The following is a 14,846-nucleotide window of genomic DNA, read 5'->3' as shown; positions in this document are numbered from 1 at the left end:
TTACTTTTCCTCCTTTAAACTTCCGACCGTTGACCCATTGATCGCCGGAACGTCAGCCGGCTTGATGCCGAGCTCCTCCAGCATTTCGAGAACTTCCTTCTCGCCGTTTGCGTAAAGATCGCCTTCCTTGGGATCCAGATATTTCAGCAGCGTAAGAAGCTCGCCCATATGCGTCTTTTCCTCGTCGCGGATATCTGCCAGCACGGCCTTGGCAACCGGATCATCGGTCGCCTGAACATGTGCGTCGTAGCCGTAGATCGCCTCCAGTTCTCCGGAGAGATCGGCACGGATCGCCTGAACCAGCTCTTCCTTTGTCATCTTGCGTTCAACATTTGCAGAAAACGGATTGCCAAACATCATGTATTACCTCCTTAGGCAGCCTTACGGCTCGCACTTTCTTTTGACAATGAAACTATAGCATAGAAAAACCGGCACTTATTGTCATATGAGCGTCGGTTTTTATCTTATTTACCAAAAACAGGTGTATTTCGATCAGTATAAACAGGATCTGTTGCATCTCCGGATGGGATCCGGTGCGATCTTTCCTCAGCCCAGGATCACCTCCACCTGTGCTTCCTTTTGGGCCGCATCTGCAGGGATGACATTACCGGAGATGGGCGTCCCGTTGACAGAGAGCTTTGCAACACCTTTCTGCACGTGCTTCGGGTTCTTAACGGTAATGTGATACATGACGCCGCGGAACAGACGATCAACGGTATACGAATCTGTTTCGGCAGGAATGCACGGATCAATCTTCAGACCATCCAGCGTCGGCTGAATGCCGAGGATGTACTGAGAGAGAGCTGTGAATGTCCAGGCCGCTGTTCCCGTCAGCCAGCTGTTCTTCCCTTCGCCAAACGTCGGTGCATCGCGGCCGGCTACCATCTGGCAGTACACATAAGGCTCGGTACGATGAATTTCGCTGATGTCTTCGAGATAGATCGGGCACGTTTTGCGGAACACTTCAAAGGCACGATCGCCATGACCAAGCGTCGTTTCTGCACATACGATCCACGGGTTATTATGGCAGAATATGCCTGCATTCTCCTTGTATCCGGGAGGATAGGAACTGATTTCCCCAAGCTCTACGTGATACTCCGTATAGGCCGGCTGCACCAGCATGATGCCGTACTTCGAATCGAGCTTTTCCTTTACGCTTTCAAGAGCTTTTTCTGCCTTGCCGTCATCGACGCCGATGCCTGCCATGACGCACATGCCCTGCGGCTCTATGAAGATCTGACCCTCTTTGCATACATGGCTGCCAACCGGATGACCATAGGCATCAAAGGCACGCAGGAACCAGTCACCATCCCAGCCTGCGCTTTTCACGGTACGGATCATTTCACTGACATGTTTCCGAACGTCTTCTGCCTCTTCATGCCGATGGAGATGTTCCAAAAGATCCGCAAACTCGCGTCCGTATTTTACGTACATGCCGGCAATGAACACTGACTCGGCAACCGGACCCTCACTTGGTCCGAAGGTTTGGAAGCTTTCACCCGGTTCTGTCGAGAAGCAGTTCAGATTCAGACAGTCATTCCAGTCCGCCCGTCCGATCAATGGAAGCTTATGCGGCCCAAGATGCGTCGTTGTGTAGTTGAAGCTGCGGCGCAGATGCTCCAGAAGAGGAACGGCCTTCGAGAAGTCACTGTCAAAGGCACACGGCTCATCAAGAATCGAATAATCACCCGTTTCACGCAGGTAGGCACAGGTGCCGGCAATCAGCCACAGCGGGTCATCGTTGAAGCCGCCGCCGATATCGGCGTTGCCTTTCTTGGTTAACGGCTGGTACTGGTGGTAGGTACTGCCGTCTTCAAACTGGGTATTGGCAATGTCGATGATCCTGCCCCGGGCACGGTCCGGAATCAGATGGACGAAGCCAAGCAGATCCTGACACGAGTCACGGAACCCCATTCCACGGCCCAGTCCGCTTTCATAGTAGCTGGCGCTGCGGCTCATGTTGAAGGTGACCATGCACTGGTACTGGTTCCAGATGTTGACGAGCCGGTTCAGCTTCTCATCGGCAGTATGGACTGTAAAGGTGGACAGCAGATGGTCCCAGTATGCATGCAGATCAGCGAATGCGGCATCGACCTGGGTATCGGTTTCGTATTTTTTCAGCAATGCCTTTGCCGGCGCCTTGTTGATGATGTTCGGCGCTTCCCATTTCTGATCGACGGGATTTTCACAATAGCCAAGGACGAAGATGAAGCTTTCGGATTCTCCCGGTTTCAGGTCGGCCTTGAGATGATGTGATCCTACAGGAGCCCAGCCATGGGCGATGCTGTTGCGGCTTTCGCCGGAAAAGACGACTTCCGGATCGGCAAAGCCGCGATAGGCACCCATGAAGGCGTCGCGGCTCGTATCAAAGCCGGCAACCGGTTTGTTGACGGCGTAGACGGCGTAATGGTTGCGGCGCTCACGGTATTCCGTCTTATGGTAGATGACGCTGCCGACGACTTCGACTTCGCCGGTTGAGAAATTGCGCTGGAAGTTGGACATGTCGTCCATGGCGTTCCAGAGACAGAATTCAACGAAGCTGAAGAGGTCGAGATGCTTTTCCTGGTCCGATTCATTGGTCAGTGTGATCCGGTTGATTTCGCAGGCATCTTCTACAGGGACGAAGGCAAGCAGATCGGCCCTGACATTATTTTTTCGGCCGGTGATCCTGGTATAGCCAAGACCGTGGCGGCATTCATAGCTGTCCAGCGGCGTCCGGGTCGGCTGCCAGCCGGGGTTCCAGACCGTATCACCGTCTTTAATGTAGTAATAACGTCCGCCCTGATCGGTTGGACAATTATTGTAGCGGTAGCGGGTCAGACGAAGAAGCTTGGCATCTTTATAGAAGGAATAGCCGCCGGCGGTATTGGAAATCAGGCTGAAGAAATCCTTTGTGCCGAGATAATTGATCCAGGGAAGGGGTGTTTTGGGAGTTTCGATGACATATTCCTTTGCCGTATCGTCAAAATGACCGAATTTCATGATGAATGCCTCCTTTTTATGACGAAAACGCATGTAAAAATAAACAGAAAGCAATACGAATACGTTTTCGTACTTTCGAGCCTATTATAAGCTCTATTCCATGAATTTGAAGAGGCAAGCGCTTACATTTTTTAAAAAATAGGCGCTGTAGCATATTGACAGGCTATGGAAGCCGAATTATATTGAATTTGCGAAAACGATTTCGACTGGTGAACAAACCATGAAGACAATAAAGGACATTGCCAGAGCAGCAGGCGTTTCTACATCCACAGTTTCCAAAGCACTGAACGGATATGGCGACGTCGGCGCACAGACAGCCGAGAAAATCCGGAAGATAGCGCAGGAGATGAATTATCTGCCGGACGCAGCAGCCAGGGTTCTGAAAACGAACCGTTCCTACAATATCGGCATCGTCTTCGAGGATGGAACCGAATCCGGACTGACCCATGAATACTTCTCGCACATCCTCAACAGTGCGAAGAACGAACTGGAAAACCACGGTTACGATATTACGTTCATCGGCGGAAAGGTCGGAGGGAACTCCTTCCTGTCGCATTGCCGGTACCGGAAGGTGGATGGTGTACTGATCGCATCGGTAGACTTCCACAATCCGCAGGTCGTTGAACTGGTCAACAGCGAGATTCCGACGATCACGATCGATTACCAGTTCGATTCCCACAGCTGCGTGATGAGCGACAACGTGCAGGGTGCTTACGATCTGGTGAAGTACCTCGTTGCCATGGGGCATCGTAAGATTGCGTTCATCCATGGCGAGAAGACCTCTGTAACCATCAAGCGTCTGAGCGGATTCAATAAGGCGGTACGTGAGTTCGGCCTGAACATCCCGGCGGAATACATCCGCGAATCGAGATATCACAACATAGAAAGGACGATGAAGGAAGCAGAGGAAGTTCTCGCTCTGCCGAACCGGCCCAGCGTACTGATGTTCCCGGATGACTATACGGCGATCGGATGCCGGCCTCTGTTTGAAAAGCTGGGAGTGAGGATTCCGGAAGACCTCTCCATCACAGGGTATGACGGAATTCCCCTGTCGCAGGAGACGCGGCCGTGTCTGACCACCGAGAAGCAGGATGCCCAGGCGATCGGTGCCAAGGCGGCGGCGAAGCTTGTGGATCTGATTGAAAACAAGGATTCGCAGATCGTGGAACAGATTGTTGTGGAAGGCACTCTTCTCAAGGGCGAAACAGTGAAACGGATTTCCACAGAATAGACGCTGCGGAAAGTTCGAAAAAAGAGAAGCATATGAAGATGTTTTTAATGCGGCCTAAATTGCAATGAGATGTTGCAAAGAAGCATAAAGAAAACCATATAGGAGGGAGATTATGAACAAGAACATCTCAAGATTTATCAGCACACTTGCAGCGGCAGCCATGGTCGTACCGATGGCAGCCTGCGGCAGCTCGTCCGAAGCAGCAGCTTCAACCGCCGCAGCGGCAGCGGGCTCGGCAGCTTCTGATGCGTCAGGATCTGCGGAGGGATCCGTCCTTAACATTCAGGCATGGAACGAAGAGTTCAAGAGCCGCATGGAGGATCATTACCCCGGATATCAGAAGGTTGATGATACGACCGGCAAGATCGGCGATGTCACCGTTAAGTGGACAATCACCCCGAGTGATGACAACGCATACCAGAACAACCTCGATGCTGTTCTTCCGGGAAATGCGGATGCTTCGCCGGATGACAAGGTCGATATCTTCCTGATGGAAGCCGACTATGCTCTGAAGTATGTCAACAGCGATGTGACCATGAACCTTGCAGATCTTGGCATCACGGATGCAGATCTGTCGGATCAGTTTGATTACACGAAGGATATCGTCAAGGATGAAAACGGAAACATCAAGGGTTCGTCCTGGCAGGCATGCTCGGCCGGTTTGATTTACAACCGTCAGGCGGCGAAAGACATCCTTGGAACGGATGATCCGGAAGCGGTTCAGGAAGCTGTCAAGGACTGGGATACCTTCATGGCAACAGCTGAGAAGGCAAAAGCAGCCGGCTACAAGATGACTTCGACTGTCAACGATACATACCGTGTTTATTCCAACAACGTATCTGCTCCGTGGGTTCAGGACGGCAAGGTTGTTGTGGATCCGAACCTGAAGGCATGGGTTGATAACTCCAAGGAAATGGTCGATGCCGGCGAAACGACGACGGCTGAACTCTGGTCCGATGACTGGAGCAAGGGCTTCTTCCCGGAGGGCAAGGTATTCTGCTACTTTGGACCGGCATGGCTGATCAACTTCTCGATGCACGCTGACGAGGATGATTCGATTGCCCATCAGGGCGGCTGGGGCATGGTTGTTGGCCCGCAGAGCTTCTACTGGGGCGGCACCTGGATTGCGGCTGCGACCGGAACCGATAATCCGACGCTGGTCAAGGACATCATTCTTACGATGACAACGGATAAGGATGTTCTCTATGGAATTGCGAAAAAGGATTCTGACTGTGTCAACTCCAAGTCCGTTCTCAATGACCTTGCGACAAATCCGAAGTTTGAAAATAAGATCCTTGGCGGCCAGAACCCGTATGCACAGCTGGAAGCCGGCGCCGAGAAGGTCGATATGTCTAACATCTCTCCGTATGATCAGGGCTGCAATGAAGAGTTCCAGAGTGCTATGAAGAACTACTTCGATGGCAACGCTTCCTATGACGATGCGCTGGCTCAGTTCAATACGGCGATTGTTGAGAAGTATCCGGATCTGACGACGGAATAAAGCACAGTTACAACGAAGTAAATCTACTACAGCAATAGATACTGCGGCCGGCGCATGAAGTGGCATCGTTGCTTCGTGCGCCGGTTCTGCTTATTTCCAGGCGGAATATCAGGTTCCGTGATCGGCGGACAGACACTGCCCCTCGATCAGGGAACAGAGAAATGAGGCAAACCAATATGAAAGCGAAAAAGAAAAACGGATCCGTTGAAGGCTACAACAAGTGGGGGTATATCTTTTTGATTCCGTTTGCGGCGGTCTTCATTATTTTTCAGCTGATTCCGCTGATCAGCACAGTTTACTATAGCTTCTTCGAAAACTATATGTCGGGCCTGAAACATATCGGGCCGACATTCAGCGGATTTGAGAATTTCAAGAACATTATTCTGCAGGGCTATTTTCTCAAGTACTTCGAGAATACGATGATCATGTGGGTGCTGGGCTTTGTGCCCCAGATTCTTGTATCGCTTCTATTGGCGGCGTGGTTCACGGATCCTTCGCTTCGGCTGAAGGGGCAGCGCTTCTTCAAGACGATCATCTATCTGCCGAACCTGATCATGGCGTCGGCGTTCGCAATGCTGTTCTTTACGCTGTTTGCGGACGGCGGCCCCATAAACTCGATTCTGATGCAGCTGGGAATAATCTCGCAGCCGTATCAGTTCATGTCCCATGTCGGCAGTGTAAGGTTCCTGGTTGCTCTGATGAACTTCCTGATGTGGTTCGGCAACACGACGATTCTTCTGATGGCCGGCATGATGGGCATCGACAAGTCACTGTTTGAGGCGGCGGAAGTCGACGGCGCAACCCCGGGACAGATCTTCCGCAAGATCACGATGCCGTTATTAAAGCCGATCTTCATCTATGTATTGATTACCTCACTGATCGGCGGCCTGCAGATGTTCGATGTGCCGCAGATATTGACCAATGGATCGGGCGATCCGATGCGCAGCTCGATGACACTGATCATGTGGCTCAACAAGTATCTCTACAGCAAGAACTTTGGAATGGGCGGTGCTCTCAGCGTGCTGCTGCTGATCATCACGGGCATTCTGAGTCTGATCGTCTTCCGCTTCACAGCGGCCGACGAAGTCAACAACTAAGGAGGAGAAGGATATGACGGCTGCGAAAAACACCAGCAACAGTGCAATGAAACCGGAATCCCATGGCCGCCGCATTCTGGCCTATGTCGTCCTGATTTTCCTGACGGTTCTCTGCCTGATTTGGTTCTACATTCTGTTTATCAATGCGACGCGTTCCAATGGCGATCTGAGCCGCGGCTTTAGGGCTTATCCGAGCAATCATCTCGGCGAAAACCTGTATAATCTGTTCCATGGTACACTGCCCGTCGGCAGGGGCATGCTCAACTCGCTCTTTGTCGCTCTGGCAACAGCGGCTTTGACAACTTATTTCTCGACGATGACTGCCTATGCAATTCATGCGTACCGGTTTAAGGGGCGTAAAGGGATCTTTACATTCATTCTGGCGGTCATGATGATTCCGACGCAGGTGACGGCGCTGGGCTTCCAGCAGCTGGTCCGCAACATGGGACTGGAGAACAGTTTCATTCCGCTGATCATTCCTTCGATTGCGGCACCGGTCGTCTTCTTCTACATGAAGCAGTACATGGACAGCAACCTTCCCAAGGAACTTCTCGAAAGTGCCCGTATTGACGGGGCGGGCGAATTCCGTATCTTCAATAAGATCGTGATTCCGATCATGAAGCCGGCGATTGCCGTGCAGGCAATCTTCGCCTTCGTATCTTCATGGAACAACTACTTCCTTCCGTCCCTGATTCTGCATAAGGACAGTATGAAGACGCTCCCGATCCTGATTGCGCAGCTGCGTGCAGCCGACTGGCTGAAGTTCGATATGGGACAGGTTTACGCCATGATTGCGTTCTCGATTCTTCCGGTCATTGTCGTCTATCTCATTCTGTCGAAGCAGATTGTCGGCGGTGTTACGGCCGGCAGTGTGAAGGGTTAACAGGTTGGAAGGAGTATCTGCAATATGGGGCTTCCGGGATTTCCGGATCCGTCGATCCGCGATTACGAAATCCAACACGGCGATCTCAGCCGCAGGGCCGCTGCCGAAGGCATGGTTCTGCTGAAAAATGAAAATCATCTTCTTCCTTTAAAGAAAGGGGAGAAGGTGGATCTGTACGGGCCCGGTGCGATTGTAACGGTGCGCGGGGGTACGGGGTCCGGAAGCGTCAATGCGCGCGAGACGGTTTCCGTCCGTCGGGGTCTGGAAGAAGGCGGCATTCATCTGTGCAACGGGAAGTGGCTCGATAACTACGAGAAGCTGTATCAGGCTTCCCGGGCTCAATGGAAAGATGCCTTCTGGGATACGATGGATGTTCTTCGCACCAGAAATCCCGAAGGGGATTACGGGCAGCAGTTCTTTGAAGCCTATAACGGAACCGTATTCGTGATGCCGCAGGGAGAGGCTCCGGAAAAAAGTGAAGCAGATCTCGCTGTGTATGTTCTTTCAAGAACGTCCGGCGAAGGCGGCGATCGCAGAAATGCGTCCGGCGACTATCTTCTTTCAGAACAGGAGAAGGCATTCCTTACCAGGCTCAATGATCTGTATCCGGACATTATCCTGCTGTTGAATGTCGGCGGGGTTATGGACCTTTCGTTCCTTGATCCATTCACGCATATTCGATCGGTGCTTCTGATTTGTCAGCCGGGCGGGCAGGCGGGCCGTGCTGTCAGCGATGTCTTGACGGGCAGGGTCAATCCTTCGGGAAAGCTGACGGATTCCTGGGCCTATCACTACGCGGATTATCCGGGTTCGGCAGTTTTCTCCGATCAGGATGGCGATGTGAAGGAAGAGCCGTATCCGGAAGGAATCTTCGTCGGCTACCGTTACTTTGACACCTTTGAGAAGGCGGTGCGCTATGGCTTTGGCTATGGCCTTTCCTATACGGAGTTTGCTCTGTCGACGAAGAACGTTGAAGCGTCTGATGAGGGAATCGATGTCGTCGTAGAGGTGACGAATACGGGTCGTGTTTCGGGACGGGATGTGGTACAGATCTATGCGTCCGTTCCATGTCCTCAGGAAGAGTACCGTCGGCTTGCCGGTTATCAGAAGACAAAGCTTCTTCAGCCCGAAGAAACAGAGAGGGTAACGATCCACCTTCCGAAAGAACGATTTGAACGCTATGACGAGGCTTCGGCTTCGTGGGTTATCGATGCTGGTGACATTCTGCTTTTTGTGGGAGACAGTCTGGAAGGCAGCAGCGTCCAGGCCAGAGTCCGTCTGTCCGCGTCCGTTGTTTTGGAACAGCTGAAGAATCTCTTTGTTTCAAAGACAAAGCCAAAGGAAATCGAACCTCCCCGCCAGCGCAGACAACAGCGGCGTCAGGAAGCGATTTCCAGCTTTGCCGGATCGTCCTATTCAGGCAATGATGTGGAATGGAATATCAGCGTCTCTACGCATACGGTTGTCTATGACAGGGGATATGAAGCCGTTCCGGAAGAAATCCGCAGAACGGTTCATGACCTTTCGGATCAGCAGCTGATTCATCTTGTGACAGGTATGCCGAAGGATGATGAGGAGGCGGATGTCTACAGCAGCGTTCCGGGAGCCGCCGGCTTCAGCAGCTGCTGCGCTGAAGAACAGGGCATTGCGTCCCTCTCCATGGCGGATGGTCCCGCCGGCCTCAGACTGAGCAAGAAGTTTCAGATCGTTGATGGCAAGGCAGTGAAGACCGGCATGGCGCAAAACATGGATGATGGTGTTCTGGATCGTGACGGGAAGCCGGAAAATGCAGAAGAGCGCTATCAGTTCTGTACAGCATTTCCGATCGGTACACTTCTGGCATCGTCATGGGATCCTGAACTTGTGCAGGAGGTAGGCATTGCGGTGGGAGAGGAGATGCAGCTGTTCCATGTACAGCTTTGGCTGGCGCCGGGCATGAACATTCATCGCAATCCGCTGTGTGGAAGAAACTTTGAATATTATTCGGAACATCCGCTTCTGTCGGGGATGACGGCAGCTGCCGTTACCAGAGGCGTTCAGTCGCTGCCGGGCTGCGGGGCGACGATCAAGCATTTTGCCTGCAACAATCAGGAGAACAACCGGTTCCATTACAATGCGATGGTGTCGGAACATGCGCTTCGGGAAGTGTATCTGAAGGGCTTCGAACTTGCAGTCAGGGAAAGCCAGCCTGCCGCCATCATGACCAGCTACAACAAGATCAATGGCATCCATGCGGCAAACAGCTATAATCTATGTATGAATGCGGCACGCTGCGAGTGGAGCTTTGAAGGTCTGATCATGACCGACTGGACGACGACCTGGAATGATCCGGAATGCACCGCGCATGAAGCGATGCGGGCAGGCAATGATCTGCTGATGCCGGGCTGCCGGCAGGATCTTGATGACCTTATGTCGCATCTGAAGGACGGATCCATGGATCGTCAGGATCTAAAGCGCAGCGCTGGACATATTGCGGCTGTTGCGCAGCATTTAAAGAAAGGGAAGTAAGAGGTAGGAAAGAACCTCTGCCAGCAAGCAGGATGCAGGGCTTCTGTCGCGGACTGCTTCATAATTCTTTCGGCCAGGAAAGGGGCAAAAAAACATATATGGCAACCGTAGAACTGAATCATCTCGTCAAGGTTTATCCCAATGCGGAAGGTACAAAGAAAAAGCATCATTGGAATGAGCCGCAGAAGAAGTCGAATCTCAAGGTGACCGAGGAAGGTGTCCTTGCGGTCGATGACTTCAATCTCAAGATCAAGGATCAGGAATTCATCGTCCTTGTCGGACCGTCCGGCTGCGGCAAGTCGACGACACTGCGCATGGTCGCGGGTCTGGAAGAGATCACACACGGCGACCTTCTGATTGACGGCAAGCGTGTCAACGATGTGGCACCGAAGGATCGTGATATTGCGATGGTATTCCAGAGCTATGCTCTGTATCCGCATATGACGGTTCGTGAGAACATGGGATTTCCGCTGAAGATCCGCAAGATGCCGAAGGAAGAGATTGATGCCCGCGTCAATGATGCGGCCGAGATCCTTGGCATCACGGAATATCTGGACCGTAAGCCGAAGGCACTGTCCGGCGGCCAGCGGCAGCGTGTTGCGATCGGGCGTGCAATTGTCCGTAATCCGAAGGTTCTTCTGATGGATGAGCCGCTGTCGAACCTGGATGCGAAGCTTCGCAACCAGATGCGTGCCGAGATCATCAAGCTGCGTCAGAAGATCCATACGACGTTCATCTACGTTACCCATGATCAGACGGAAGCGATGACGCTTGGCGATCGGATAGTGATCATGAAGGATGGTGTCATTCAGCAGATTGGCACGCCGCAGACGGTATATGATAATCCGGTGAATCTGTTTGTGGCAGGGTTCATTGGTGTTCCGCAGATGAACTTTTATGATGGAACGCTGATCAAGAAGGCAGACGGCAGCTATGCGGTGCAGGTAGAGGATGCGGTGATTGACCTTTCGGCTGAGAAGTGTGCGCATCTGAAGGAGCGCGGCGTTGAGGGACAGGAAGTGACGATCGGTGTTCGTCCGGAGCACATTACGCTGACCAGAGCCGAAGGAAAGATGGTTAAGGGAACGGTTGATGTTGCGGAGCTGATGGGAGCTTCGGAGCATCTGCATGTGAATGCGATGGGCAAGGACGGCATCATCATTGTGCCGACGCTGGATCTGAAGGGAAGCAGCTTCCGGATCGGATCCTCGATTGAGTTTACGTTCCCGGGATCGATGGTGCATGTGTTTGACAAGAAGACGGGCATCAATCTGGAGTATGATCCTCAGACGATGAAGCAGTAAGGTTAAGCAGAAAAAACGGCTGTGAGCGTCCATGTTGATATGTACATGGGATCTCACAGCTTTTCTGTGCCTTTTTACTGCAGCTGGTTCAGGAATTCTTCCGCGTCGCTCACGCTATGAAATGTGCAGGCATGAATACCGCAGGCGATGGCGGCCTGAACGTTGATCTCGCTGTCGTCGAAGAAGACGGTTTCTTCCGGGGATAGATGATACCGTTCCAGCAGTGTCTGATAGATGCGGGGATCGGGCTTGAGCAGCTTTACGTCGGCGGACACAACCGTGCCGTTGGCCATTCTGAAGAATGGAAGGCGGCTCGAGGTTTCCTGATAGGTGTCGGCAGCGTAATTCGTTAGGAAGTAGATGCGATAGCCTTCCTGTTTCAGCTTTTTCATAAATACGACACTTTCCTCAATCGGCTGGAACAGGATCTTCATCCAGTCTTTGGAGAAGAAATTTTGGATCAGTGCCTGATCCTGCGGGTGCGCCTTTACGAAGAGGGGAAGTGCCTCTTTCATGGAACGGTACGTTCCGCGATCCAGTTCTCTCCACAGTGGATCAAGAAAGACGGCATGATTGAGCCGGTCGGCTTCTTCTTTACTGTAACCTGCCATCAACAGAGCGGCTTCAGGATTATAGGTGATCAATACGCCGCCAAGATCAAAGACGATGTTTCGGATCATGCCTACATTATGGCACAAAGCATCAACATCATGGTCCTTTCAAAGCTGCCCAGACGGTTTTGAGCCGGGAGTCTGTTATAAAAAACGGCCGGGAAAACCCATGAGCTTTAGCCATGGAATGAAAGGCCGCTGTTACCGTATAATTTAAGCGGAAAGGAGGTGAAGTCATGTATCTGACGCAGACAAACTACATTCGGCATCTTCCAAAGGACCAGTACGAAGCGATCCTTGAGATGTGCTCGTATGCCAACAATCTGTACAACGTTGGACTGTATCAGATCCGTCAGTATTTCTTTGCGACGAACAAGTATCTGCGGTATGAAGAGAACTACCATCTTTGCAAAGATAATGAAAATTACAAGCTGCTGCAGGCCGGCATTTCCCAGCAGATCCTGCGGACGTGCGACCATGCCTTCCGGTCTTTCTTTGCGCTGCTGAGCAAAAAGAAGTCCGGCGGCTACGACAAGAAAGTGCGCATTCCACACTACCGCACGAAAGGCGGAAAGTATCTGCTGGTATTGTCAGCGAACGCGATCAACATCAGAAACGGCAATCTGATCGTTGCGATGAGTCGTATGTTTTCGAAGCAGCATCCGGATCTGGATTCCATACGCATTCCGGTACCTGAAAGAATTTCAGGCAGGCACATCGCTGAAGTACGCATCGTGCCCGTTCTGAACGGCAAGGCACTGAAGATTCAGTACTGCTACGAACAGGAAGAAGAGCCGCAGAATCTGAATGCGGACAATGTATTAGCCATTGATGTCGGTCTCGATAATCTTGCGTCGTGTGTAACAACCACGGGGACGTCCTTCATCGTTGATGGACGTAAGATCAAATCAATCAACCAGTGGTACAACAGGCAGATTGCACACTACGCATCGATCAAAGACCATCAGAACATCAAAGGCTTTACAGCCCGTATGAGCCGCATCACAGACAAGCGTAACCGGCAGGTGACAGACTACATGCACAAGGCGGCACGCCATATCGTTGATTACTGCATTGCCAATGATATCGGCACGCTCATTGTCGGACACAGCGTTGACCAGAAACAGTCGGTCAATATGGGCAAAGCGAATAATCAGAAGTTTGTTCAGATCCCGTTTAACCAGCTTCGCACGTATCTGAAAACGCTGTGCGAACGATATGGCATTGCATACATCGAAACGGAAGAATCTTACACGTCAAAGGCATCGTTCTTAGACGGTGACGCGATTCCGGTGTACGACACAAAACATCCGTATGCCGGTACATTCTCAGGCAAACGCATCAAACGGGGATTGTACAGTACCAAAGAAAACACGCTCGTTAACGCAGACATCAACGGAGCGTGCAACATTGCAAAGAAAGGTAAACAGAACCTCAGCTTTGAAGGACTGTGTAGAGGGCTGTTGGCAAGCCCTTTGAGAATAAGGATTGCGTAAGCAGTCAGACTTCTCAAGAATCCCACGTGCTTTAGCTGTGGGAGTGTCAAGCTTGGTAAGGAGGTTTTACGATGGAAAACTTTGTGCTGCAGATGCCTGTTCCGTATTATTTCGGGCGGGGACAGATCGTTCAGCTGGATCCTGTTCTTTCTTCGTATCAGCGGGTTCTTCTGGTATATGGAGGCGGTTCAATCAGAAGAAACGGAATCTATGACGACGTTTTGCGGCATTGTCACGGAGTGTTGACGGAATTTTCCGGCATTGAAAGCAATCCTTCGATTGAGACAGTGGCGCGTGGCGTTGAAGCTGCCAGAAGCAGCGAAAGTGACGTGATTGTTGCGGTTGGCGCGGGCAGTGTCATTGATTGTGCCAAGGCCATTGCGGCCGGGGTGTACTGGGAAGGTGATCTCTGGGAGATGGTGACGCATGCAGGTGAAATTCAGCGTGCGCTTCCGTTGATCGCCATTCCGACAGCGGCAGCGACGGGGTCGGAGTTCAACAGTACATCGGTCATTTCCAATGCGAAGCTGGTTCTGAAGAAAGGATTCTCGCATCCGCTGCTGTATCCGATCGCCTGTATCGCGGATCCTTCCTATACATTCAGCGTACCTGTGCGACAAACGCGGGCTGGAGCGGCCGATACGATGAGCCATATTCTGGAAGACTATTTCAAGCCGGGCTTTGATGCGCCGATTGCGGACGGCATTGCGGAAGTGCTGCTGCGGACGGTGATGGCCTCGCTGGAGAAGGTACTGGCAAAGCCGGATGATTATGATGCACGGGCGGATCTTCTGTATGCGTCGGACATCGGGATCAAGTCACTGACTGCGTATGGAAAGAAGGGGACTTGGAGCTGCCACAGCATTTCCCATGCGCTGACGGCCCACTATGGGGTGAACCACGGTGAGTCACTGGCGGTCATTACGCCATTCTGGATGGAACAGGTGTTGAATGATGCGACGGTGAGGCGCTTTGATCAGTTTGCGCGGAATGTGTTCGCTCTTTCAGATCGGGATCCGATGACGAATGCAAGGGCGGGGATTGATGCGCTGCGGTCGTTCTGGAAAAAAGCGGGCCTTCCGGTTTCATTGCGTGAACTTGGCATCGTTAATCAAGAGGGTCTTTCTGATATTGCCATGGAGCTTCATGAGACACGCGATTACTCGTCTGCGTTCATGGATCTTTCGCTTTCGGATCTGGAAACGATTCTTCGTCGGGCGTGGTAATCCTTTG

11 protein-coding genes are annotated in these 14,846 nt (G+C 51.9%); 8 read left to right on the top strand and 3 right to left on the bottom strand.

Translation table 11 applies throughout. From position 1 onward, the window contains the following. Both C1714_RS00745 and C1714_RS00740 read right to left on the bottom strand, forming a co-directional pair. On the bottom strand, nt 1-360 hold the full coding sequence (locus tag C1714_RS00745; protein ID WP_102341394.1) for a ferritin family protein: 360 nt from the start codon (nt 358-360) through the stop codon (nt 1-3). Between the two features lie 186 nt (nt 361-546). After that, on the bottom strand, nt 547-2,982 hold the full coding sequence (locus tag C1714_RS00740; protein ID WP_102341393.1) for a glycoside hydrolase family 94 protein: 2,436 nt from the start codon (nt 2,980-2,982) through the stop codon (nt 547-549). 220 nt (nt 2,983-3,202) lie between these two features. Here C1714_RS00740 and C1714_RS00735 point away from each other — a divergent pair, with 220 nt between their 5' ends. The 6 genes from C1714_RS00735 to C1714_RS00710 all read left to right on the top strand — a co-directional run bounded on the left by C1714_RS00735 (nt 3,203) and on the right by C1714_RS00710 (nt 11,506). Then, nucleotides 3,203-4,213, top strand: a complete 1,011-nt coding sequence (locus C1714_RS00735) for a LacI family DNA-binding transcriptional regulator (protein ID WP_102341392.1) — start codon at nt 3,203-3,205, stop codon at nt 4,211-4,213. A 112-nt stretch (nt 4,214-4,325) separates the two neighbouring features. Beyond that, a complete protein-coding gene (locus tag C1714_RS00730) occupies nt 4,326-5,714 on the top strand; it encodes a type 2 periplasmic-binding domain-containing protein (RefSeq protein ID WP_102341391.1) in 1,389 nt (462 codons plus the stop codon). A gap of 176 nt (nt 5,715-5,890) precedes the next feature. Next, nucleotides 5,891-6,811 carry a carbohydrate ABC transporter permease gene (locus C1714_RS00725; protein ID WP_102341390.1) on the top strand — a complete coding sequence of 307 codons (921 nt, stop codon included), beginning with the start codon at nt 5,891-5,893 and terminating at the stop codon, nt 6,809-6,811. A gap of 13 nt (nt 6,812-6,824) precedes the next feature. Beyond that, nucleotides 6,825-7,694, top strand: a complete 870-nt coding sequence (locus tag C1714_RS00720; protein ID WP_210115216.1) for a carbohydrate ABC transporter permease — start codon at nt 6,825-6,827, stop codon at nt 7,692-7,694. 24 nt (nt 7,695-7,718) lie between these two features. Then, nucleotides 7,719-10,202: a glycoside hydrolase family 3 protein gene (locus C1714_RS00715; protein ID WP_102341389.1), complete on the top strand. Its 2,484-nt coding sequence runs from the start codon at nt 7,719-7,721 to the stop codon at nt 10,200-10,202. 98 nt (nt 10,203-10,300) lie between these two features. Then, nucleotides 10,301-11,506 (top strand): ABC transporter ATP-binding protein, encoded by a 1,206-nt coding sequence (locus C1714_RS00710; protein ID WP_102343107.1) that lies wholly within the window; start codon nt 10,301-10,303, stop codon nt 11,504-11,506. Between the two features lie 74 nt (nt 11,507-11,580). On the opposite strand, the gene C1714_RS00705 is transcribed toward C1714_RS00710, so the two are convergent. Further along, the gene (locus tag C1714_RS00705) at nt 11,581-12,186 is read right to left on the bottom strand and encodes an HAD family hydrolase (RefSeq protein ID WP_102341388.1); all 606 of its coding nucleotides are present in this window, start codon (nt 12,184-12,186) and stop codon (nt 11,581-11,583) included. Between the two features lie 167 nt (nt 12,187-12,353). On the opposite strand from C1714_RS00705, the gene C1714_RS00700 reads away from it, so the two are divergent. Both C1714_RS00700 and C1714_RS00695 read left to right on the top strand, forming a co-directional pair. Continuing rightward, entirely contained in the window at nt 12,354-13,613 is a 1,260-nt protein-coding gene (locus C1714_RS00700) for an RNA-guided endonuclease InsQ/TnpB family protein (protein WP_102341387.1), read from the top strand. 71 nt (nt 13,614-13,684) lie between these two features. Continuing rightward, on the top strand, nt 13,685-14,839 hold the full coding sequence (locus C1714_RS00695; protein ID WP_102341386.1) for an iron-containing alcohol dehydrogenase: 1,155 nt from the start codon (nt 13,685-13,687) through the stop codon (nt 14,837-14,839). Nucleotides 14,840-14,846 lie beyond the last annotated feature (7 nt).

The sequence above is a fragment of the Galactobacillus timonensis genome (assembly GCF_900240265.1).
GTDB lineage: Bacteria > Bacillota_I > Bacilli_A > Erysipelotrichales > Erysipelotrichaceae > Bulleidia > Bulleidia timonensis.
This window is presented reverse-complemented; position numbering and strand designations above follow the sequence as displayed.

Coding starts and splice junctions, on each gene's coding strand:
- C1714_RS00745 (WP_102341394.1), bottom strand. CDS start 360: ATGATGTTTGGCAATCCGTTTTCTGCAAATGTTGAACGCAAGATGACA.
- C1714_RS00740 (WP_102341393.1), bottom strand. CDS start 2,982: ATGAAATTCGGTCATTTTGACGATACGGCAAAGGAATATGTCATCGAA.
- C1714_RS00735 (WP_102341392.1), top strand. CDS start 3,203: ATGAAGACAATAAAGGACATTGCCAGAGCAGCAGGCGTTTCTACATCC.
- C1714_RS00730 (WP_102341391.1), top strand. CDS start 4,326: ATGAACAAGAACATCTCAAGATTTATCAGCACACTTGCAGCGGCAGCC.
- C1714_RS00725 (WP_102341390.1), top strand. CDS start 5,891: ATGAAAGCGAAAAAGAAAAACGGATCCGTTGAAGGCTACAACAAGTGG.
- C1714_RS00720 (WP_210115216.1), top strand. CDS start 6,825: ATGACGGCTGCGAAAAACACCAGCAACAGTGCAATGAAACCGGAATCC.
- C1714_RS00715 (WP_102341389.1), top strand. CDS start 7,719: ATGGGGCTTCCGGGATTTCCGGATCCGTCGATCCGCGATTACGAAATC.
- C1714_RS00710 (WP_102343107.1), top strand. CDS start 10,301: ATGGCAACCGTAGAACTGAATCATCTCGTCAAGGTTTATCCCAATGCG.
- C1714_RS00705 (WP_102341388.1), bottom strand. CDS start 12,186: ATGATCCGAAACATCGTCTTTGATCTTGGCGGCGTATTGATCACCTAT.
- C1714_RS00700 (WP_102341387.1), top strand. CDS start 12,354: ATGTATCTGACGCAGACAAACTACATTCGGCATCTTCCAAAGGACCAG.
- C1714_RS00695 (WP_102341386.1), top strand. CDS start 13,685: ATGGAAAACTTTGTGCTGCAGATGCCTGTTCCGTATTATTTCGGGCGG.